Here is a 19,743-nt window from a genome sequence, read left to right as displayed (position 1 = left end):
GCCCGCAGGACCACGTGGTGCCGCCGGCGGACTCGGCCAGGATCCTCGGCCAGGTGTCGTCCACGGACGTCACGGAGACCCTCCTGGAACAGAGCTACCACGTCGCGACGTTGGACCATGATGCGGACCGGATCTTCGAGGAGAGCTACGCGTTCATCGGCCGGCTCGCCCCCAGTGTCGGTAAGGAAGGGACGGCCACCGGTGGCTGAGCAGGACCGAATCGAACCCGACGGCGAGAGCCGCGAGCCCGAGAAGAGGCAGGAGCCCTCCGAGGGGCTGCCCCTGGACGAGGACGCGGCCTGGCAGGCGATCGTCGCGGGGTACGGCCAGGAGCCCGCGGACCCGCCGGGCGCCAAGCCGTTCAAGTCCGTCGAGGACCTGGCCCTGCTCGAACCGGAGACGAACGACACCCCGGGGCCGGACTCCGGGAAGACCGGGAAGACCGGGAACCCCACGGCCCCCGACGACCCGGACGACTCCGGCTCCAAGAAGACGCTCGGCGGCTCCGTCTCCTTCGCCCCCGGCGTGGGCGCGGGCCCGCGTGACTACGACGCCCCCGAGGCCTCGGACGACGACCTCGGCGAGGACGACGAGGGCCACTTCGTCCCGCCGGAGCCGCCGCCGCTGCCCGCCGCGGACGTCACGGCGAAGTTCGCCTGGCTCGCCGTCCTCGGCGGCCCGGTGCTGATGCTGCTTGCGGTGCTGCTCGGCTGGCAGATGACGTGGTGGCTCGCGACGCTCGCCATCGGCGGCTTCCTCGGCGGCTTCGCCACGCTGGTGGGGCGGATGAAGGGCGCCGACGAAGAGGACGACGAGGATCCGGGCCGCGGCGCGGTGGTCTGAGGCCTGCCGTACTGACCGGCCTTACCGGCTCCCGGCCGCGGGAATCCTGAGGGCGGCGAGCACCGGCAGATGGTCGGTGGCCGCCCGCAGATCCGCCTCGCTCACCCCGTCGAGCTCCAACGGCACGCCGCAGCCGAGGACTTCGACCCCGGAGGTGGCGAAGATCGCGTCGATGCGCTGATGCGGGTCCCCCGGCGTCGAGGTGTTCTCGCCGCCCCAGGGCGCGGTCTCCCAGCAGTCCCGCAGCGTCGAGGCGAGCCTGCGGAACGTACGGCCCTTGGGCCGGTCGTTGAGATCGCCGCCCGCCACCGCGTGCTCCACGCCCATCCCGGCGAGCCGGTCGAGCAGCATCCCGCCCTGTGCGTACCGCTCGTCGGTCTGCAGGCTCAGATGGCAGCTCAGGACGCCGAGCCGGGCGCCGCCGAACCGCACGACGGCGGTCGCGAAGCCACGCCGGTGCAGCCCCGGCGTGAGCGGAAGCAGCACGTCCTCGGTCCGCTCGACGGTGGCCCGCAGCGAGCAGAGCAGCGCGGGTCCCGACGCGGTGGCACCGCCCGAGAGCACCACCAGATCGGCGGCGCGGGCGAGCCGCGCCAGCTTCTTGCGCCACCGGAAGAAGCGGGGGGCTTCCTGGACGAGCACGAGATCGGGCGCGCAGGCGGCGATGACCCTGGCCAGCGCGTCGGTGTCGTCCCGCATGGACCGGATGTTGTAACTGAGCACCCGGACGACGGCCGAACCGTCGTCCTCGGTCCTGGAGTTGGGCAGCGTCACCATGGGGATCAAGATACGCGCTGCGGCAGGCGGCAACGACGAGGCCCGCCGCCCCTGGGGGACAGCGGGCCTCGTCGGAAGTGCCTAGCCCTGGCGGGCCAGGTCGGCGGCGCCCACGAGCCCCGCCTTGTTGCCGAGCTGGGCCGCGAGTACCTGCGCGTGCGGGCGCCATTGCCCGCCGATGAGCCAGCGGCGGAACGACTTGCGGATCGGGTCGAGCACCAGCTCGCCCTCGTCCGAGAGGCCGCCGCCCACGATGAACGCGGAGGGGTCGAAGAGCGAGGCCAGGTCGGCAAGGCCCGCGCCGACCCAGCGGGCCAGCTCGCGGTACGAGTCGACCGCGACGGGGTCGCCGTGCCGTGCCGCCTCGCTGATGTGCTTGCCCTCGATGCCGTCCACGGTGCCGTCGCCGAGACCGAGCAGGATCTCCGCGTTCTCCGGCGTCGCGTTGGCGCGCTGCCGGCCGTAGCGCAGGAGGGCGCGCCCGGAGGCGTACTGCTCCCAGCAGCCCTGGCTGCCGCAGCCGCAGAGCAGCCCGTCCGGCACGACCCGGATGTGGCCGAACTCGGCGGCCACGCCGAAGCGTCCGCGCCGCAGCTTGTTGCCGATGATGATGCCGCCGCCCAGGCCCGTGCCCAGCGTGATGACGATGACGTCCTCGTGGCCCTGGCCCGCGCCGAAGCGGTACTCGCCCCAGGCGGCGGCGTTCGCGTCGTTCTCGACGACGACCGGCATGCCGACCCGCTGCTCGACCTTGTCCTTGAGCGGCTCGTGGCGCCAGTCGATGTTCGGTGCGAAGAGGACGGTGGCACGCTTGTCGTCCACGTAACCGGCGGCGCCGATGCCGACGGCCTCCACGTCGTTCCCCTTGCCGGCGCCGGAGACGGCGGCACAGATCGCGTCCACGATGCCTTCGGCGGTCGGCGGAGTGGGCACCGTGTGGGTGTCGAGAATGGTGCCCTCTTCGTCGACCACTCCGGCCGCGATCTTCGTGCCGCCGATATCGACGCCGATGGTGAGTCCCATGTGTCCCTCAGTTTCGGTCGAGCCCCGCTATGGCCAACCGTACCCGAGGGGTAGTCAGTCCAGGTCGATGTGTTCGCCGGGACCGGGGCCCTCGTCGCGGGGGTCGGGGCCCTTGGCGGCGTCGCTCCCGCGGGTCCAGCGGCCCTCCTGGCCCTCGACCGCGGAGCGGTAGGCGGCGAGCAGTTCGCTGCCGGCGGCGGCGAGGTGGTCGAAGACGTCGGGGTTGCGCTCGATGACCGGCTCGACGGCGGCCTTCGCCTGCTGGACGACCTGCTTCACGGTCTGCTCGACGGCGCCCTGCGCGACCGCGCCGAGCAGCGGCGTCTGGAGTCCCGACAGCTTCTCGGACACGGCGTCGACGAGCTTGCGCAGCTCCTCGCCGGCCGAGCCGGGCGGCGGGCCGTACTGGGCGCGGCGCCGGGCCTTCTCCGCGGCGAGGTCCTCGGCGCATGCCTTCTCCCACGCGTCGGCGTCGGTGTCGGCCGCTTCGGGTTCGGGCGCTTCGCGCTCGGTGGCATCGCTCATGACGGAAGACTCCTGCGGAGGGCGGAGGGCGGTCTATGGGTTCGTACTCTCGACGTTACCCGAACGGCGGTTGTGCGTTCACCGTGCCTGCGGCCACAGATCGGGGTCGGGCGTGAACCGCACCCGCAGCTCGCCCTCGCGCAGACCGGCGCCCGCGACGGTGCAGCGGCGCAGGGCGGACGGCAGGGGGACGATGCGGCGGAAGGGGCCCGCGGTGACGACCAGTTCGTCGCCGCGCCGGATCAGGCCGAGTTCCTCGCGCGCGACGCCGGGGAGCGGGATGTGCCAGACCAGTACGCCGTCGTCGGCGAGGGCGTCGAGGACGGGCCACTCCACGGGCGCCGGGGCGGCGGCGGGGGCGGGCACGCCGAGGGCGGCCAGGTCGTCGCCGCCGCGCGGGTCGTGTCCCAGGTGCGGCAGGGACACGACACTTTCGCCGTACGTCTCCTGCCACTCGGCCAGCGTCTTGCGCTGCTGGGCGATGAGCGAGGCGAACCAGCTGTCCGCGGTGTCGTCGGGCAGGACGCGGTTGGCGTGTACGGCGTCGGTGCGCAGGCCGTGCAGGGCGAGGCCGGTGGCGGCGGCGCGTACGGCGTCGGCGCCCGAGGGTCCCGGCTCGGCGACCAGGCGGACCGTCGTGCCCGGCGCTTCGATCACGGCCTGCGCGGCGGCGAGTTCGGTGTCCCAGCGGGCCGCGGTCTCGTACAGCCAGGCGGCGGGCATCGGGACGCCCGCCATGCGGCCGAGCATGGGCCGCAGGGCGCGGGCCGCCTGCCGCTCGGGCGGCAGGAGCCTGCGGAGGTAGCGGCGCAGCTGCTCGGGCAGGGCGAGGACCGCGAGGGCGCGGGGCGCCGGGGGCAGGTCCACCACCACGGTGTCGTACGGGCCCTGTCCGGCGTCGCGCAGGGCGCGCAGCAGGGCCAGTTCCTCGCTGCCGGGCAGTGGGGTGAGCTCCTCGCCCTCCAGGCGTCCAGCGCCGAGCAGGTCGAGCGCGGAGGACGCGCGGTGCTGGAGGGCCAGGAGGTCGTCCCGGAACTCGTCGCCGGGGCTCGGGCGCCGGACGGTGAGGTTCGCGTGTGCCGCGCCGAGGGTGTCGGCGCGGTCGGCGGAGATCAGCAGGGTCCGGTGCCCCGCACGGGCGGCACCGAGCGCGGTGGCCGCGGCGACGGTGGTTCGGCCACAGCCGCCGGGGCCGGTGAGCAGAAGGGTGCGCATAAGAGTGAACGGTACGTCCCGGCCGGCCGAGCAGCGGCGTCAGGCCTTGGGGCCGGCCTCCACGCGCTTCTTGAGACCCGCGAGCGCCCGGTCGATGATGACCTTCTCCGCCTTGCGCTTGATCATGCCGAGCATGGGGATCTTGACGTCGACGGTCAGCTTGTACGTGACCTCCGTGCCGGTGCCCGCGGGCCGCAGCAGGTAGGACCCGTCGAGGGAGCGCAGCATCTGCGACTTGACGAGGGTCCAGCTGACCTCGTTCTCGCCGGTCCAGGTGTACCCGAGCGTCTGGTCGTCCTTGATCGCGCCCGCGTCCATGACGAGGCGGACCTGCTTGGCGCGGCCCTGCTCGTCGGTTTCGAGCACCTCCGCCTCCTTCACCTCACCCGTCCAGTCCGGGTAGCGCGCGAAGTCGGCGATCACCCCCATCACCTCGGCCGGTGCCGCCTCGATCGTGATGCTCGAGCTGGTGTGTTCCGCCATCGCTGTGGCTCCTCCAGATGCGGTCCGGTACGGGGGGTGGTGTCTATATGTGTGACGCGTGAAGGCTACCGCGCACCGAGCGGCCCGCCGTCACCACTCCAGGGCCCACGGCCTGCCCGAGCTCGCGAAGTGCCCCACGTTCACACACTCCGTCGCCCCGACCCGCATCCGCCGGGTGAGCGGTTGATGGACGTGGCCGAAAAGCGAGTACCTCGGGCGGGTCTTGTGAATGGCGGCGAGCAGCGCACGGCTGCCCCGCTCGAAGCGGCGCGCGACCGTGTCGTACACGAGTTCGGGGACGTCCGGCGGGATGTGCGTGCAGAGCACGTCGACCTCCCCGACGGCCTCGATCTTGGCCGCGTACTCCTCGTCGCTGATCTCGTAGGGCGTGCGCATGGGCGTACGGAGTCCGCCGCCGACGAAGCCGAAGACCCGGCCGCCGATCTCGGCCCGGCCGCCGTCCAGGACGGTGGTGCCGGGGCCCGCGTACTCGGACCAGAGGCCCGGCATGTCGACGTTGCCGTACGTCGCGTACGTCGGCGCGGGAAAGGCGGCGAACAGCTCGGCGTACTGCTTGCGCACCGCTTTCTCGATGGCCGGAGCGCGGTCTATGCCCGCCCACAGCCGGGCGCCGAGCTCCCTGGCCTCGTCGAATCGGCGTGCGGTGCGCAGCTCGACCAGGCGGTCCGCGTTCTCCTCGCCGAAGAGGTCGGGGAAGATACCGCGCGAGTGGTCCGCGTAGTCGAGAAACAGGACCAGATCACCGAGACAGATGAGTGCGTCGGCCCCTTCGCCCGCGCGGGCGAGATCCTTTGCGTTGCCGTGCACGTCACTGACCACATTGACCCTGAAACCTGGCATGCCGATCACCCTAGAACGCGCGGGCAAACGTGGGTAGAGGCCCCGAGAAGCACGGAGAAGGGGGCGGACCTGCGGTTACTTCCGAGTCGGGAATGGCGTGGCGTACTGTGCGGTTCAGACCACAAAGACGTGTGACGCACCGAACATCTGGCCCGGACCCCCTACCGAACAAGCCATACCCATGGGTAACGTCCGGGCAGTCCAGTAGTGCTCCAGCCTTCTTTCCCCCCATTCCCACGGAGCACCTGCCCGATCTTGGACCGCACCGTCGCATCGCACAACGTCGTGGCGCCGGCGCCCGATGTAGGAGCAGCAGTCTTGCGCGAGTTCAGCCTTCCGGCCCTGTACGAGGTCCCTGCGGACGGCAATCTGACCGACATCGTCCGCAGAAATGCCGCGCAGCATCCGGATGTCGCCGTCATCGGCCGCAAGCTGAACGGCACCTGGCAGGACGTCAACGCCAAGACCTTCCTCGCCGAGGTGCGCGCCGTCGCGAAGGGGCTCATCGCCTCCGGGGTGCGCCCCGGCGACCGCGTCGCCCTGATGTCCCGCACCCGCTACGAGTGGACCCTCCTCGACTTCGCGATCTGGAGCGCGGGCGCGGTCACCGTGCCGGTGTACGAGACGAGCTCGGCCGAGCAGATCCAGTGGATCCTGGGCGACTCCGGCGCCGTCGGCATCGTCGTCGAGCTCGACGCGCACACCGCCGCCGTCGACTCCGTGCGCGACCGGCTTCCCGACCTCGTCAACGTCTGGCAGATCGACGCCGGCGGCATCGAGAAGCTGAACAGCGCGGGCGCCGACGTCCCGGAGGAGACCGTCGACGAGCGCAGCGCGGTCGCGGGCGCCGACGACCCGGCCACCATCGTCTACACCTCGGGCACCACCGGCCGCCCCAAGGGCTGCGTCCTCACGCACCGCAGCTTCTTCGCGGAGTGCGGCAATGTGGTGGAGCGCCTCAAACCGCTCTTCCGCACCGGCGAGTGCTCGGTGCTCCTCTTCCTGCCCGTCGCGCACGTCTTCGGCCGCCTGGTCGAGGTCGCCGCGCTGATGGCGCCGATCAAGCTGGGCCACGCGCCGGACGTCAAGAACCTCACGGACGAGCTGGCCTCGTTCCGGCCGACCATGATCCTGGGCGTCCCGCGCGTCTTCGAGAAGGTCTACAACTCGGCGCGCGCCAAGGCGCAGGCCGACGGCAAGGGCAAGATCTTCGACAAGGCCGCGGACACGGCGATCGCCTACAGCCGCGCGCTCGACACCCCGGGCGGCCCCTCGCTCGGCCTGAAGATCAAGTACAAGACGTTCGACAAGCTGGTCTACAGCAAGCTGCGGGCCGTGCTCGGCGGACGCGGCGAGTACGCGATCTCGGGCGGCGCGCCGCTCGGCGAGCGCCTGGGCCACTTCTTCCGCGGCATCGGCTTCACCGTCCTGGAGGGCTACGGCCTGACCGAGTCGTGCGCGGCCACCGCCTTCAACCCCTGGGACCGTCAGAAGATCGGCACGGTCGGCCAGCCGCTGCCCGGCTCGGTCGTCAGGATCGCCGACGACGGCGAGGTCCTGCTGCACGGCGAGCACCTGTTCACGCAGTACTGGAACAACGAGGGCGCGACGGAAGAGGCGCTCGCCGACGGCTGGTTCCACACGGGCGACATAGGAACGCTCGACGAGGACGGCTACCTCCGGATCACCGGCCGCAAGAAGGAGATCATCGTGACGGCGGGCGGCAAGAACGTCGCTCCCGCGGTGATCGAGGACCGCATCCGTGCGCACGCGCTCGTCGCGGAGTGCATGGTCGTGGGCGACGGGCGGCCCTTCGTCGGGGCGCTGGTCACGGTCGACGACGAGTTCGTCGGCCGGTGGGCCTCCGACCACGGGAAGCCGGCGGGCTCCACGGCGGCGTCGCTGCGGGAGGACCCGGACTTCCTCGCGGAGATCCAGAGCGCGGTGGACGACGGCAACGCGGCGGTCTCCAAGGCGGAGTCCGTGCGCAAGTTCCGCGTGCTCGGTTCGCAGTTCACGGAGGAGTCGGGGCATCTGACTCCGTCGTTGAAGCTGAAGAGGAATGTTGTCGCCAAGGACTACGCGGACGAAATCGAAGCGATCTACCGCGGGTAGCGTTTGCGGTTCCGCCCACTCGGCGTGGGGGGGCTTGTCTCTTGGCGGCTCTCGGTCTGTTCTGGTTGCTCGCGCAGTTCCCCGCGCCCCTGAAGGGGCCCTCAGCTGGGCCCCGTAAGGGGCGCGGGGAACTGCGCGCTCAGCCCGTGACGGCAGTCAGTCGCGCGACCACCCCCGGCGGCACCCCCTCAGCCGCTCAAAGCAGCTCGCGCAGCTTCTCCGCCAGGAGATCCCAGCGCCACTTCTCCTCGACCCACTCCCGGCCCCGCCCGCCCATGCGCTGCCGCAACTCCGCGTCACCCAGCAGCGTGACGATCCGGTCCGCGGCGGCCTCCGGGGACCCCCCGGAGACGACCCACCCCGTCTCCCCGTCGAGCACCGCATCCGGCGCCCCGCCGGAATCCCCGGCCACCACGGGAAGCCCCGTGGCCGAAGCCTCCAGGTAGACGATCCCGAGGCCCTCCACGTCAAGGCCGCCCCGCCGGGTCCTGCACGGCATGGCGAAGACGTCCCCCGCGCCGTAATGCGCGGGAAGTTCCTCCCACGGCACCGCGCCGGTGAACCGCACGGAGTCCGAGACCCCGGTCTCGGCGGCCAGCTTCCGCAGGTCCTTCTCGTACGGGCCGCCCCCGACGATCAACAGCACCGTCTCGGACTCGCGGGCCAGGATCCGGGGCATGGCCAGGATCAGCGTGTCCTGCCCCTTGCGCGGCACCAGGCGCGAGACACACACCACGACCGGCCGGTCCGTCAGGCCGAGGCGGGCCCGCACGGCATCCCCGCCCGATCCGGGGTGGAAGGTCTTCTCGTCGACGCCCGGCGGCAGTTGCACCATCCGCCCGGCCGCCGCAGGCGAAAGCGCGGCGGCGATGCGCGAGCGCGTGTACTCGCCCAGATAGGTGATCGTGTCCGTCGACTCGCCGATCCGGCCGAGCAGTTGACGTGCCGCGGGCAGCTGCGCCCACCCCGCCTCGTGCCCGTGCGTCGTGGCGACGAGCCGCCTGGCGCCGGCCTTGCGCAGCGCCGGAGCCATCAGCCCGAGCGGTGCCGCCGCCCCGAACCACACCGACTCGCAGCCGTGTTCGCGCAGGAGCGAGACCGCGCGCCGGGTGACGCGCGGGGTCGGGAGCAGCATCGTCGTGGGGTCGCGTACGACCTTGAAGGGCTGCTCGGCGTCGAAGGCGGCCGTCGCTTCGGCGCCCTCGCGGCCCCGCTTCCACGTGGAGGCGTAGACGACGAGCTGTTCGGGGTCCAGGCGCAGCGCCATGTTGTGCAGGAACGCCTGGATGCCACCGGGCCTGGGCGGGAAGTCGTTCGTGACGATCAGGGTCTTGTGCATCGTCGCCCGACAGTACCGAAAGCCCGCCGGGGCGCCGAACGGCCTCGCCTCCCGGACGGCCCCGCCTCATGGCCCCCGCACAGCCGCGCCCGGCATCATGGCTTACCGAACCACAATGAAGTATCCGAAAAGGGGCGTGGTGCGCGTGGCGCGGATCCTGACCGTCTGGGTCCTGACCAGGACAGTGCTGCTGCTCTGCGTCTTCGGGGTGCTCACCGCCCCCGGCCCGGACGTGACCAGCGACGTCTCGGTCATCTACGAGGGCTGGTACGAGGTCCTGCGCACCGGCACGTTCCCCCTGGACGACGTCACCTGGCAGTACCCGCCCGCCGCCGCCCTCGCGATCCTCTCCCCCGTCCTGCTGCCGTTCGCCGGTTACACGTCGGCCTTCTTCGTGCTCGCCCTGCTCGCCGACGCGCTGGTCTGCGGGCTGCTCCTGTACGCGGGCGGGCGGCCCGGCAAGTCCCTGCGCGGCGCCTGGACGTGGGTCCTTGGAGCGGCGCTGCTCGGGCCGACCGTGTACGCCCGCTACGACGTGATGGTGACGGCCGTCGCGGTCGCCGCGCTGCTCGCCGGGGCCCGGCATCCCCGCGCGATGGGGGCGCTCGCGGGGTTCGGCGCGCTGCTCAAGGTGTGGCCCGCCCTGCTGCTGGTCGGCATGCCACGCGCGCGTGCCACCCGCAGTTCCTGGGGCGCGGCGGTAGCCACCGCCGTCGCTCTGACGCTCGCCTTCCTCGTGACGATGCCCGGCGCGCTCGCCTTCCTGACCTTCCAGCGCGACCGCGGCACCGAGGTCGAGTCGCTCGGCGCGCTGGTCTTCCATGTCGCGCGGCATCTCGGCTGGCAGGGCGACGTGCAGCTGAACTACGGCTCGGTGGAGTTCCTCGGCCCCGGCGTCACGCTGGTCAGCACGGTGGCGCAGGGGCTCTCCGCGGCGGCCTTCTGCTGGCTGCTCGTGTGGCGGCTGCGCGCCCGCGTCTGGTCGGCGAGCACGGTCGCGGACGCGGCCTTCGTCGCCGTCCTGCTGTTCACGACGACGAGCCGGGTGATCAGCCCGCAGTACCTGCTGTGGCTGGTCGGGGTCGCCGCCGTGTGCCTGGCGTTCCGCGGCAGCCGCATGGTGCTGCCCGCGCGCCTGGTGCTCGCGGCCACGTTCGTCACGTTCCTGGAGTTCCCCGTCTGGTTCTCGCACGTGGTGGCGAGCGATCCGCTGGGCATCACCCTGCTGCTCGTACGCAACGGCCTGCTCGTCGCGGCGGCGCTGCTCGCCTGCCGCAACCTGTGGCGGCAGACGGTGTCCGAGCCCCGGGCCCGCGAGCACGCACCGGCTGCCGCACGGGTCAGCCGAGCTCCTCGCGCAGATACGTACGCCACCGCGCCGTGAACTCCTCCGGAGTGATGTCCAGGACCTCCTCCATCGCGTCCTGGACCGCGCCGGGCCGCTTCTTGTGCGCGCCCACCGCTTCGTAGAAGTCCCGCAGCGGTGCCTCGCCCCACTGGTCCGCGATCATCCGGCAGGCCAGCCAGGACCCTTCGTAGGCGGCGGCCAGCTTCTCCGCGTCCCCGCTGAAGCCGAAGTCGTCGTCCTCGGGGAGCGCGGCGGGCAGCCGGTCCCGCTCGACGGCGCGGCGCAGCTCGGGAGCGGCCTGCGCGGCGGTGCGGCCCGTGCCGCGGTAGCCCACCCAGTCGGCGAGGCCCTCGGAGAGCCACAGCGGGGTCGCGGGCGAGGTGTGCGCGCGGGTCGCGACGTGGGTCGCCTCGTGGGTGAGCACGACCTGCTTGCCGAAGTCGCCGAGCACGCCGTACGCCTCGGGGTTGACGATGATCCGGTCGGCGGGGGCGGCCCCGGAGCCGCCCGCCTCCCCCGTGGTCACCGCCGCGATCCCCTGGTAGCCGGAGGCAGGCGCCCCGAGCAGTCCGGCCATGCCCTTGAGGGACCCGGGCACCAGGACGACGATCCGCTGCGGCCACTTCCCCGGCCAGGCGTCCCGCACCAGGGGGACCGCCCGGTCGGCGAGGTCCGCGTACCCTCGCAGCGTCGTCTTCTCCTGCTCGCCCTTCCCGACGCCGAGCACGAGGCTGTGTGCGCCCCGTACGGACGTGACGGGCCCCTGGTCCCAGAGTTGCTCCGAGGACTTCTCGGCGGGGCGCTCAGCGGCGACGTACCAGTGTCCGTCGCGCTCCCGCAGCGTCAGCGCGCGCGAGGTGGTCAGCGGCTCGCTGTCGTAGCCCTTGATGCGGTAGCGCAGGTCCGCGGTCGCGGTGGCCCGGTCGCCGGTCCGCTCGAAGGAGGTCAGGCGGTACTGCCAGGACTTCAGCGGCACCTCGCGGAGGTTGTCGTAGACGTCGGCGACCCCCGCGTCCCGGCCCGTCGCGCGGTACGCCTTCGCGTCCCGGTCGAGCACCGCGTCCGCGCGCCGGTCGAGCATCCTGCGTACGTCCGCGGGCGCCGCGTCGGGCGCCGGAGGACCGCCACACCCGACGAGCAGGGCGACACAGATCCCCGTTACCCACGACCCACGCCCGCGACCAGCCACGTTTCAGATCGTACGGGCAGCGGGCCGCAGGGAGGTGGTCAGACCCGGGTCACCGACGACACCGGCATCATGCCCACCGGGTCGTAGCGCACGGCGGCTCCGGGGTAGGGGGCGTGCACGACCTGGCCGTTGCCCATGTACATCCCGATGTGGCTCGCGTCGTCGCGGTAGGCGACGAGGTCGCCGGGCTGCGCCTGCGAGAGGGGCACCTGCTGGCCCGCGTACCGCTGGGCCTGCGAGGTGCGCGGCAGGCCCACGCCCGCCTGCGCGTACGACCACTGGGTGAGCCCCGAACAGTCGAAACCGGACGGGCCGTTGGCGCCCCACACGTAGGGCTTGCCGACCGCCGAGCGTGCCGCCGCGATGGCGGCGGCGGCCCGCGACGAGGACGGGGCGGCGCTCCCGGGGTCCGGCATGTCGCCGCGGCCCGAGCGCGACGCCCTGTCGTACTCCTCCCGGTCCCGCGAGGGCAGCGAGTTGAGCAGCCTGCGCGCCTTGGCGAGCTTGTGCTCGACGCTGCGCTTGTGGCGGGCCACGGCGGTGCGGCTCTTCTCCAGGTCGAGGAGTTTGCGCCCGGCCTCCGTGCGCTCCTGGGAGAGGCTGCGCTGGGCCTTCTGCAGATCGGTCAGTTCACCGGCCTGCCGGGCGCTGATGCGGTCGAGTGCCGCCGCCTTGTCCAGATAGCCGTCCGGGTCGGAGGAGAGCAGCAGGGCCAGGGAGGGGTCGACACCGCCCGAGCGGTACTGCGCCCCGGCGAGCGAACCGAGCGCGCCGCGCATCGTGTTGATGCGTTCCTGGCCGCGGGCCACGCTGTCCTTGGCCCGTTCGACCTGCTCGCGCAGGGTGTCCGCGCGCTCGTCGGCCTTGTTGTACGCCTCGGTGGCCTTCTCGGCCTGCTCGAAGAGGCGGTCCACCTTGGCCTTGGTGGTCGCCGGGGTGTCCTGCGGTGCGGCGCCCGCCGGCGTCGCGGCGAGGGCCGCCGCGGCAGTGGCCGCAGCGGCCGAAAGGATGGTGACGCGCGTGCTCCGGTCGGGACCGGACAGCGCGAGACGACGATGGGACCCCACGGGAAGCCGCTCTCCCTCCGCATGACGGACCCCCGGGCGAACCGGGGGAAAGTCCCCCGATCCGTCGGGGGAATGCGCGCGACAGTAGCGGTGAGATCACGTCACGGCCAAAGACCCCGGCCGTGCCGACAACGCGACGCCCCGCCGGAGACGCAGGTCACCGACGGGGCGTGAGGTCAGCGGGAGTTACCCGAATTCGCCCGTTCGGGCGGACCGCCGGTCGTTTCAGATGCGGACGACCGGGGGCCGGGGACTCAGATGCGGACGCCGAACTGGAAGGAGCCGATGGTGGACATCGACTCGTAACGCACCACGGCGCCCGGCTTCGGGGCGTGCAGGACCTGGCCGTTGCCCGCGTAGAAGCCGACGTGCGCGAGGCTGTTGAAGAACACCAGGTCGCCGGGCTTCAGCTCGCCGCGGCCGATCTTCGTGCCGTCGTTCTGCTGGGTGTACGTGGTCCGGGTGATCTGGACACCGGCCTGGTTGTACGCCCACTGCGTGAGGCCCGAGCAGTCGTAGGAGTTGGGGCCGCTGCCGCCGGAGACGTAGGGCTTGCCGAGCTGCGTGGCCGCGGCGCTCAGGGCGGCCTGGCCGCGCTGCGATGCCGGGACCTCCTTGCCGAGGTCCACGCGGTCGCCGGCGCTGCGGCTGGCGCGCTGCTCCTTGGCGGCGAGGTCCGCCTTCTCCTTGGCGGTGAGGGTGTTGAGCAGCTTCTGGGCGGCGCCGAGCTTGCTCTGGACTTCCTTCTTCTTCTTGCCCAGTTCCTTGCGCGTGTCGGCGAGGTCCTTGAGCTTGTCGGAAGCCTCCTTGCGCTCCTGCGCGAGGGTCCGCTGCTTCTCCTGGACCTTCTTGAGCGCCTCGACCTGCTGACCGCTCAGCTGGTCCATGGTGGACGCCTTGTCCAGGTAGTCGTCCGGGTCGGCGGAGAGGAAGAGCTGGACGGAGGGGTCCAGGCCGCCGGAGCGGTACTGCGCGCTGGCCATCGAACCGAGGCCGCCGCGCAGGTCGTTGAGGTCCTCCTGGCCGCGGGCGACCTTGTCCTGAAGCTCGCCGATCTCCTTCTCGAGCTTCTCCTGCTTCTCCTTGGCGCCGTTGTACCGGTCGGTGGCCCGGCCGGCGTCCTCGTAGAGCTTGTCGACCTTGGACTTGACCTCGTCCTTGCTCGGCTTCTCGCTCGGCGCCGCGTTGGCCGCCTGGGAGGTGAGGGCGACGGCAGCGGCGGCGGTCGCGGTGAGCACGGTCACGCGGGCGCGGCTCGGCTGCTTGGGTCGACGGTGGGACGCCACGAAGGCGGCTCCTTCTTCCTCCAGCCGCCTACCGAGACCCGGTCGGCGGGTACCACCGCTGTCACCCCGGATGGGTGATCAACCGAGCGGAGGTTCGAGGCGAGACCCTAGTGACCTTCTTGTGATCAGTTCAAATCCTGACCGGCAAAAAGTGGGGTGCCGGGCGCATATTTTACCGATAACGCACAGCCGGTAATGAAGACTTGACGCTACGTCGCACAGTGTGAGCGTCAATTCGGGCATAGGGAACAGGAGTTACTTGCACCCCTTAGCGGCGCGAAAGCGGCGTACGTTAACCCCGTGAAGACGGCATGCGTCAGCCCGTGAAGGCGGCATATGCCAGCCGTGAAGACGGCCTGTCTCAGCCGCGCGAGAGCCGCTTCAGGAGGACGGCGGAAGCGACGGGACGCGCCCCCGCCTTCGCGATCCCGTCGGCCACTTCCCGGTCGGTCGACACGACGACCACGGGACGCCCGGACGGCTCCGCGCGCACCAGCTGGCGGATCAGTTCGTCCGCCGTGACGCCCGGCTTGGAGAACAGGACCCGGACCCCGCGCGGCGGCGCGAGCAGTACGGGAGCGGCGAGTTCGGCCCCGTCGAAGACACAGGTCATCTCGGCGCCGGTCTGCGCGGCGAGCTGCGAGAGCGAGCCGAGAAGCCGCAGCCGCTGTTTCTCCAGGGGCATGGTCGGATAGCCGGTCTTGGTGACGTTGTAGCCGTCCACGACCATGTGCGCCTGGGGCAGCGCGAGCAGCTGGTCCAGGATCGCCGGGTCGTTCTCGGAGAGCGCCCGCGCCGCGATGTCCTTGGGCGTCATCCGGCCGGGCTCGACGGCGTCCACCGTCTCGGCGGGACGCACGGAGACGGGCGGCAGGGCCAGTTCGCGGCGCAGCCCCTGGGCGGACTCCAGGACCGTGTCGAGCAGCAGCCGTACGCGCATGTCCTCGACGCTGCGGCCCTCGCGCGCCGCCCTGCGGCTGGCCTCCAGGGCGGCCTCGGTCTCGCCGAGCCGCGCCTTGAGCCGCCGGGTCTCGCTCTCGGCGGCGGACAGCTGCGCCTGGCCCTCGGCCTTGGCGGCCTCGGACTCGGCGGCGGCCTTGCGCAGGGCCGCCTCGCCGCGCTTGACGTCGCTGAGGGCGCCGCGCAGCTTGCGATGCATCGATTCGGCTTCCTTCTTCGCCGACTCGAGTTCGGTGCGCAGCCGTTCGGTCTCGGCTTTCGTGTGGCCGCGGGCCGCGGCAAGCTCCTCGCGCAGCCGTTCGAGCTCGGCACGCGTCTCGTCGTCCACGCGTTCGGCGTCCGCCCGCTGGGCCTCCTCGCCCGCGGCGGTCACCAGCTTCACCCAGCCGGTGGGACGCAGCACATAGGCCGCGGCCGCCACGTCGAGGGGGTCCGCGGCCGGGGGTGGTGTGCCCGCGTCCAGGGCGCCGGTGAGCTCGGGCTGCGCCTCTCTGAGACGTTCGCCGATGCGCTGGCGGAAGAGCGGGTCGCCCTCCAGGGCCGTCGCCATGGCGTTGCCCGCGAACTTCGTGCGCCGGGTCGGCGTGAAGCGGGCGTACTGCCGAAGCTGTGCGGGAAGTTCGCCGACCGTCAGGCCGCCGAAGCCGTCCGAGACGATCTGGACGACCCGCCTGCGCACTCCGTCGGGCAGCGGGCGGTCGAGCACCTCAGCGGTGCCGTCGTCCGGCTCCCCGCTCGCGCTCTCCACCATCCGTCACCCCACTAGCTGTGCGGGGCCCGCTCCCTCAGGAGCCGGCGCCCGGCCTGTCCACGAGTTCCACCTGGTCCACCGCGTTGCACCAACGGCAGCGCACCGACTCGATGGTCTCACTGACCACCTCGCGTTCCTCGACGTTCGACTCACCGGCCAGGTCGAGGTGCACATATTCGACGACCTTCGAACTGCGGGTCACGTCGAAACGCGTGAGGTTGCCGCAGAGCTGGCAGCGCCACCGGGTGGTGTCGGTCGGCAGAGGAACCGTCATCGTGGCTGTTTCGCTTTCCTTCGGAATTCCATGGTGCGTGGTGCCCGTAACCCTAAGGCCTGTAAGGGTCTCCTCGCGGCGGCCTCTCACGCGGCGGGGCGGTCTGTACGGTTTGCCGCCCTTACGTCATGCTCTGTTCATGATCAAGACGTGGGGTACGGCGGTCGGCCGGATGTTCAGGGGGCAGTCCGCCCCGGTGACGTACGGCCTGATCGGCGCATGCTGTCTGGTCTTCCTGATCTCCCCGCTGTCCGGGTTCAATCCCTCGTACGGCACGGGCGACCAGCTGATCGCCGCCCAGCAGGCCTACTTCGAGCGCTGGGGCGTGGTGCCCTCGGAGCTGTTCAGCGGGGCGCTGCGGCCCCTGCTCGCCCCGGCGACCGCGCTGTTCGTGCACGGCAGCTGGCTGCATCTGCTCGGCAACATGCTCTTCCTCTTCGTCTTCGGGGCGATGGCCGAGGAGCGGATGGGGCACGTCCAGTTCGCGCTCTTCTACCTCGGCTGCGGCTATCTCGCCCTCTTCGGCTACGCGGTCGCGCACGCGGGCTCCGACCAGACCCTTGTGGGCGCGTCGGGGGCGATCTCGGCGGTGCTCGGGGCGTTCCTGCGGCTCTTCCCGAAGGCGCGGGTCACCAGCATCTTCCCGTTCCTCTTCTTCCTGCCGCTGCGGTTTCCGGCGTGGGTGGTGCTGCCGTTCTGGGTGGCGCTGCAGTGGCTCGCGGCGCTCCAGGGCGGGCAGGGGCCGGGGGTGGCGTATCTGGCGCATCTGCTGGGGTTCTCGCTGGGGTTCCTCTACGCGTGGGTGAGATATGGGCGGACGGCTAGAGTGAAGGAGCAGCCAGCACCGGCCATCGAGGGAGACAGCCAGCCGTGATCACTGCGATCGTGCTCATCAAGACCAGCGTGGACCGGATCCCGGAGATCGCCGAGTCGATCGCCGCCCTCGACTGCGTCAGCGAGGTCTTCTCGGTGACCGGCACGTACGACCTGATCGCCATGGTGCGCGTCACGCACCACGACGACCTGGCGGACGTCATCCCCGGCAAGATCAGCAAGATCCCCGGCGTGGAGGGGACGGACACGCACGTCGCGTTCCGCACGTACTCGCAGCACGACCTGGAAGCGGCGTTCGCCATCGGCCTCGACTCCTGAGGCGTCGCCGGGGCCGGACGCACCGGGACGGACGCGCGGGGACGGACACCGGACGCCGGATGAGCGTTTCTTCATCTGCCGCTCATGCTCCTGACGCACTGTGCCGCGCACGCTCACTGCCATGGTCTTCTCCCATCGCATGGCGGCACTGGCCGCCGTCGTGGCGATCCCCCTCGGCATCGCCGCGACCAGCTACGCCCTGACCGACAGCCCCGAGCCTCCCAAAGCCCCGCCCAAGGTGGAGCTGGAGAGCGGCTCTTCGTCAGCGCCGTCGTCTCCGTCCTCTCCGTCGCCGTCAACGCCTTCGCCGAAGCCGACGCCGACGCCCAGTGACGAAACGGTTTCGCCGCCGCCGGTGAGCGAGAATTCCTCGGGCGATGACAACGACGACGACGGCAACGAAGGCAGCGGCCGGGGCGACAACGACGACGACGGCCCCGGTGACGACGGCTGAACGCCCGCTCCGCCGGATATCCGCCCGGGTCCGCATCCTGCTGTGGCTGCTCGTGGTGATGGCCGTCGCGCTCACCGCGGTCGCGGCCACCACGCGCTCCGTCCTGCTGCGCGACGTCGACCACCGCATCGACCGGCTGCTCGCCCAGGAGACCGCGGAGTTCACCAACCTCGCCCGCGAAGGGGTCGACCCGCACACCGGCCGGAAGTTCGCCGCCCCCGACCCCCTGCTGCGGCTCTTCCTGTCCCGGCAGTACGCCGACCCCGACGAGGAGCTCCTGGGTCTGGTCGGCCGCCCCGGCAAGGCGCCCGCGAAGAAGGAGCAGTCGCGCGAGCCGCGGATCGGCCATCCGCTCGCCGAGGACACCGCCGCGCTGCGCACGGTCTTCGAGTCCCCCGACGCCACCGGCACGCTGCACCGCGACCGCGGCGAGGTCCGCTGGGCGAAGGTGGAGATCGCGGCGAGCGCGGGCCATCCGGCCGCCGCGTTCGTCGTCGCCTTCCATCCGGCGGGCGAACAGGCCAAGGCGGGTGACGTGTTCACGATGCTGCTCGCCATCTCCGGCGTCGCGCTCCTGATGACGACCGGCATCGGCTGGGCCGTCGCAGGGCGCATCCTCAAGCCCGTACGCCTGGTGCGTACGACCGCCGCGCAGCTCACCGAACAGGACCTGACCCGGCGCATCCCGGTCCAGGGCAGGGATGACATCGCGGCACTCGCCGAGACGTTCAACGGCATGCTCGACCGCCTGGAGCGGGCGTTCGCCGCGCAGCGCGAGTTCGTCGACGACGCGGGGCACGAGCTGCGCACCCCCATCACCATCGTCCGCGGTCATCTGGAGCTGATGGGCGACGATCCGCGCGAGCGCGAGGAGACGACCCGCATCGTCATGGAGGAACTCGACCGGATGAGCCGGATCGTCGAGGACCTCCTCCTCCTGGCCAAGGCCGAACGCCCCGACTTCGTCACCCCGGAGCCGGTGCAGCTCGCCGAGCTGACCGCGGACGTCTTCGTCAAGGCACGGGCGCTCGGCGGCCGCGACTGGCAGCTGGCCGAAGTCGCCGAGGGGGAATCTGCCCTCGACCCGCAGCGCATCACCCAGGCGATGGTGCAGCTCGCCCAGAACGCCGTCCAGCACACCGCCCCCGGCGGCCGCATCGGCATCGGCTCGCGCACCGCGGCGGGCCGGACCGAGTTGTACGTCGCCGACAGCGGACCCGGCGTCCAGGCGCAGGACGCCGCGGTGATCTTCGAGCGGTTCAGGCGCGGCACCGCACGCCGTGGCTCGCGGGCCACCGGCGCCGGGCTTGGCCTTGCCATCGTGCGCGCGATCGCCGAAGGACACGGAGGGCAGGTCGAGCTGCGGCCCACGGAAGGCGGCGGCGCCACCTTCGTACTCGTACTGCGAGAAGTACTGCGAGAACAGGAACCAGGACTGCCATGAACCGCATTCTCATCGTCGAGGACGAGGAGCGCATCGCCTCCTTCGTGGAGAAGGGCCTGCGCGCCAACGGCTTCACCACCACCGCCGTCGGCGACGGCGACGCGGCCTACGACTACGCCCTGACCGGGGGCTTCGACCTGGTCGTCCTGGACATCGGGCTGCCCGGCAAGGACGGCTTCACGGTCCTGCGCCAGCTGCGCGAGGCCCGCGTGAGCACCCCGGTCATCGTGCTCACGGCGCGCGACTCGATCCGGGACACGGTGGCGGGGCTCGAAGGCGGCGCGGACGACTGGATGACCAAGCCGTTCCGCTTCGAGGAACTGCTCGCGCGGGTGCGCCTGCGGCTGCGTACGGCCGCGGGGGCGCCGGAGGTGACGGTCCTGCGCAGCGGGGAGCTGACGCTGGATCTGCGCACGAGAAGGGCGCGTTCGGGCGAGCGGACCGTGGACCTGACGGCACGTGAGTTCGTGCTGCTCGAACTCTTCCTGCGCCATCCGGGCCAGGTGCTCTCGCGGGAGCAGATCCTGTCGCACGTGTGGGGGTACGACTTCGACCCCGGGTCCAACATCGTGGACGTGTACGTTCGGGCGCTGCGCAAGAAGCTGGGCGCCGAACGGGTGGAGACGGTGCGCGGGAT

The 19,743-nt window shown here is 71.7% G+C and carries 21 protein-coding genes; 9 read left to right on the top strand and 12 right to left on the bottom strand.

The genetic code is table 11. The features are described 5' to 3' along the window. Nucleotides 1–209, top strand: a 209-nt coding sequence (locus tag ACQKIP_RS17490; protein ID WP_427743380.1) for an alpha/beta hydrolase, incomplete at its 5' end; no start/stop codon positions are given. Then, nucleotides 121–843 carry a hypothetical protein gene (locus ACQKIP_RS17485; RefSeq protein WP_427743378.1) on the top strand — a complete coding sequence of 241 codons (723 nt, stop codon included), beginning with the start codon at nt 121–123 and terminating at the stop codon, nt 841–843. The genes ACQKIP_RS17490 and ACQKIP_RS17485, both read left to right, overlap by 89 nt. A gap of 21 nt (nt 844–864) precedes the next feature. Here ACQKIP_RS17485 and ACQKIP_RS17480 read toward each other — a convergent pair whose 3' ends face one another. The 6 genes from ACQKIP_RS17480 to ACQKIP_RS17455 all read right to left on the bottom strand — a co-directional run bounded on the left by ACQKIP_RS17480 (nt 865) and on the right by ACQKIP_RS17455 (nt 5,706). Next, complete coding sequence (locus ACQKIP_RS17480; RefSeq protein ID WP_365852735.1) at nt 865–1,620, bottom strand: endonuclease/exonuclease/phosphatase family protein; 756 nt, start codon at nt 1,618–1,620, stop codon at nt 865–867. Nucleotides 1,621–1,701: 81 nt separating this feature from the next. Further along, a complete protein-coding gene (locus ACQKIP_RS17475) occupies nt 1,702–2,643 on the bottom strand; it encodes an ROK family glucokinase (protein ID WP_365852733.1) in 942 nt (313 codons plus the stop codon). A gap of 54 nt (nt 2,644–2,697) precedes the next feature. Further along, the gene (locus ACQKIP_RS17470) at nt 2,698–3,168 is read right to left on the bottom strand and encodes a DUF5304 domain-containing protein (protein WP_365852731.1); all 471 of its coding nucleotides are present in this window, start codon (nt 3,166–3,168) and stop codon (nt 2,698–2,700) included. A gap of 78 nt (nt 3,169–3,246) precedes the next feature. Continuing rightward, entirely contained in the window at nt 3,247–4,383 is a 1,137-nt protein-coding gene (locus ACQKIP_RS17465) for an ArsA family ATPase (protein ID WP_365852729.1), read from the bottom strand. Between the two features lie 39 nt (nt 4,384–4,422). Further along, complete coding sequence (locus tag ACQKIP_RS17460) at nt 4,423–4,866, bottom strand: SRPBCC family protein (protein ID WP_365852727.1); 444 nt, start codon at nt 4,864–4,866, stop codon at nt 4,423–4,425. A gap of 90 nt (nt 4,867–4,956) precedes the next feature. Continuing rightward, nucleotides 4,957–5,706 (bottom strand): metallophosphoesterase family protein, encoded by a 750-nt coding sequence (locus tag ACQKIP_RS17455; protein ID WP_365853446.1) that lies wholly within the window; start codon nt 5,704–5,706, stop codon nt 4,957–4,959. A 339-nt stretch (nt 5,707–6,045) separates the two neighbouring features. Here ACQKIP_RS17455 and ACQKIP_RS17450 point away from each other — a divergent pair, with 339 nt between their 5' ends. Then, on the top strand, nt 6,046–7,842 hold the full coding sequence (locus tag ACQKIP_RS17450) for an AMP-dependent synthetase/ligase (protein WP_365852725.1): 1,797 nt from the start codon (nt 6,046–6,048) through the stop codon (nt 7,840–7,842). Nucleotides 7,843–8,038: 196 nt separating this feature from the next. On the opposite strand, the gene ACQKIP_RS17445 is transcribed toward ACQKIP_RS17450, so the two are convergent. Next, nucleotides 8,039–9,181: a glycosyltransferase family 4 protein gene (locus ACQKIP_RS17445; protein WP_365852723.1), complete on the bottom strand. Its 1,143-nt coding sequence runs from the start codon at nt 9,179–9,181 to the stop codon at nt 8,039–8,041. A 115-nt stretch (nt 9,182–9,296) separates the two neighbouring features. Here ACQKIP_RS17445 and ACQKIP_RS17440 point away from each other — a divergent pair, with 115 nt between their 5' ends. Continuing rightward, entirely contained in the window at nt 9,297–10,565 is a 1,269-nt protein-coding gene (locus ACQKIP_RS17440; protein WP_365852721.1) for a glycosyltransferase family 87 protein, read from the top strand. Here ACQKIP_RS17440 and ACQKIP_RS17435 read toward each other — a convergent pair. The 5 genes from ACQKIP_RS17435 to ACQKIP_RS17415 form a co-directional block, all read right to left on the bottom strand. After that, nucleotides 10,522–11,718, bottom strand: coding sequence for a hypothetical protein (locus ACQKIP_RS17435; RefSeq protein WP_365852719.1), 1,197 nt, complete (start codon nt 11,716–11,718; stop codon nt 10,522–10,524). The two genes, ACQKIP_RS17440 and ACQKIP_RS17435, sit on opposite strands and share 44 nt — an antisense overlap. A 38-nt stretch (nt 11,719–11,756) precedes the next feature. Further along, the gene (locus ACQKIP_RS17430) at nt 11,757–12,785 is read right to left on the bottom strand and encodes an NlpC/P60 family protein (protein WP_365852717.1); all 1,029 of its coding nucleotides are present in this window, start codon (nt 12,783–12,785) and stop codon (nt 11,757–11,759) included. Nucleotides 12,786–13,039: 254 nt separating this feature from the next. After that, nucleotides 13,040–14,071 (bottom strand): C40 family peptidase, encoded by a 1,032-nt coding sequence (locus ACQKIP_RS17425; protein WP_365852715.1) that lies wholly within the window; start codon nt 14,069–14,071, stop codon nt 13,040–13,042. A 361-nt stretch (nt 14,072–14,432) separates the two neighbouring features. Next, nucleotides 14,433–15,782 (bottom strand): NYN domain-containing protein, encoded by a 1,350-nt coding sequence (locus ACQKIP_RS17420; RefSeq protein WP_365852713.1) that lies wholly within the window; start codon nt 15,780–15,782, stop codon nt 14,433–14,435. A 34-nt stretch (nt 15,783–15,816) separates the two neighbouring features. Further along, nucleotides 15,817–16,056: a hypothetical protein gene (locus tag ACQKIP_RS17415; RefSeq protein ID WP_160504588.1), complete on the bottom strand. Its 240-nt coding sequence runs from the start codon at nt 16,054–16,056 to the stop codon at nt 15,817–15,819. Between the two features lie 139 nt (nt 16,057–16,195). On the opposite strand from ACQKIP_RS17415, the gene ACQKIP_RS17410 reads away from it, so the two are divergent. The 5 genes from ACQKIP_RS17410 to ACQKIP_RS17390 all read left to right on the top strand — a co-directional run. After that, nucleotides 16,196–16,930 (top strand): rhomboid family intramembrane serine protease, encoded by a 735-nt coding sequence (locus tag ACQKIP_RS17410; protein WP_365852711.1) that lies wholly within the window; start codon nt 16,196–16,198, stop codon nt 16,928–16,930. After that, nucleotides 16,927–17,208 carry an Lrp/AsnC family transcriptional regulator gene (locus ACQKIP_RS17405; protein ID WP_361199078.1) on the top strand — a complete coding sequence of 94 codons (282 nt, stop codon included), beginning with the start codon at nt 16,927–16,929 and terminating at the stop codon, nt 17,206–17,208. The genes ACQKIP_RS17410 and ACQKIP_RS17405 overlap by 4 nt, the downstream gene beginning before the upstream one ends. Before the next feature lie 121 nt (nt 17,209–17,329). Next, on the top strand, nt 17,330–17,662 hold the full coding sequence (locus ACQKIP_RS17400; protein WP_365852709.1) for a small secreted hydrophilic protein: 333 nt from the start codon (nt 17,330–17,332) through the stop codon (nt 17,660–17,662). Continuing rightward, a complete protein-coding gene (locus tag ACQKIP_RS17395) occupies nt 17,586–19,106 on the top strand; it encodes an ATP-binding protein (RefSeq protein ID WP_427743370.1) in 1,521 nt (506 codons plus the stop codon). The genes ACQKIP_RS17400 and ACQKIP_RS17395 overlap by 77 nt, the downstream gene beginning before the upstream one ends. Then, nucleotides 19,103–19,743, top strand: a 641-nt coding sequence (locus ACQKIP_RS17390) for a response regulator transcription factor (protein WP_427743368.1), incomplete at its 3' end; no start/stop codon positions are given. The genes ACQKIP_RS17395 and ACQKIP_RS17390, both read left to right, overlap by 4 nt.

It is taken from the genome of Streptomyces sp. NPDC059900, from assembly GCF_050270335.1.
Lineage (GTDB): Bacteria > Actinomycetota > Actinomycetes > Streptomycetales > Streptomycetaceae > Streptomyces.
This window is presented reverse-complemented; position numbering and strand designations above follow the sequence as displayed.

Bases quoted from the DNA above. Each gene is read 5' to 3' on its own strand.
- ACQKIP_RS17470 (WP_365852731.1), bottom strand. From the start codon at position 3,168: ATGAGCGATGCCACCGAGCGCGAAGCGCCCGAACCCGAAGCGGCCGAC.
- ACQKIP_RS17415 (WP_160504588.1), bottom strand. From the start codon at position 16,056: ATGACGGTTCCTCTGCCGACCGACACCACCCGGTGGCGCTGCCAGCTC.
- ACQKIP_RS17460 (WP_365852727.1), bottom strand. From the start codon at position 4,866: ATGGCGGAACACACCAGCTCGAGCATCACGATCGAGGCGGCACCGGCC.
- ACQKIP_RS17440 (WP_365852721.1), top strand. From the start codon at position 9,297: ATGAAGTATCCGAAAAGGGGCGTGGTGCGCGTGGCGCGGATCCTGACC.
- ACQKIP_RS17480 (WP_365852735.1), bottom strand. From the start codon at position 1,620: ATGGTGACGCTGCCCAACTCCAGGACCGAGGACGACGGTTCGGCCGTC.
- ACQKIP_RS17395 (WP_427743370.1), top strand. From the start codon at position 17,586: ATGACAACGACGACGACGGCAACGAAGGCAGCGGCCGGGGCGACAACG.
- ACQKIP_RS17410 (WP_365852711.1), top strand. From the start codon at position 16,196: ATGATCAAGACGTGGGGTACGGCGGTCGGCCGGATGTTCAGGGGGCAG.
- ACQKIP_RS17445 (WP_365852723.1), bottom strand. From the start codon at position 9,181: ATGCACAAGACCCTGATCGTCACGAACGACTTCCCGCCCAGGCCCGGT.
- ACQKIP_RS17400 (WP_365852709.1), top strand. From the start codon at position 17,330: ATGGTCTTCTCCCATCGCATGGCGGCACTGGCCGCCGTCGTGGCGATC.
- ACQKIP_RS17475 (WP_365852733.1), bottom strand. From the start codon at position 2,643: ATGGGACTCACCATCGGCGTCGATATCGGCGGCACGAAGATCGCGGCC.
- ACQKIP_RS17465 (WP_365852729.1), bottom strand. From the start codon at position 4,383: ATGCGCACCCTTCTGCTCACCGGCCCCGGCGGCTGTGGCCGAACCACC.
- ACQKIP_RS17485 (WP_427743378.1), top strand. From the start codon at position 121: ATGCGGACCGGATCTTCGAGGAGAGCTACGCGTTCATCGGCCGGCTCG.
- ACQKIP_RS17420 (WP_365852713.1), bottom strand. From the start codon at position 15,782: ATGGTGGAGAGCGCGAGCGGGGAGCCGGACGACGGCACCGCTGAGGTG.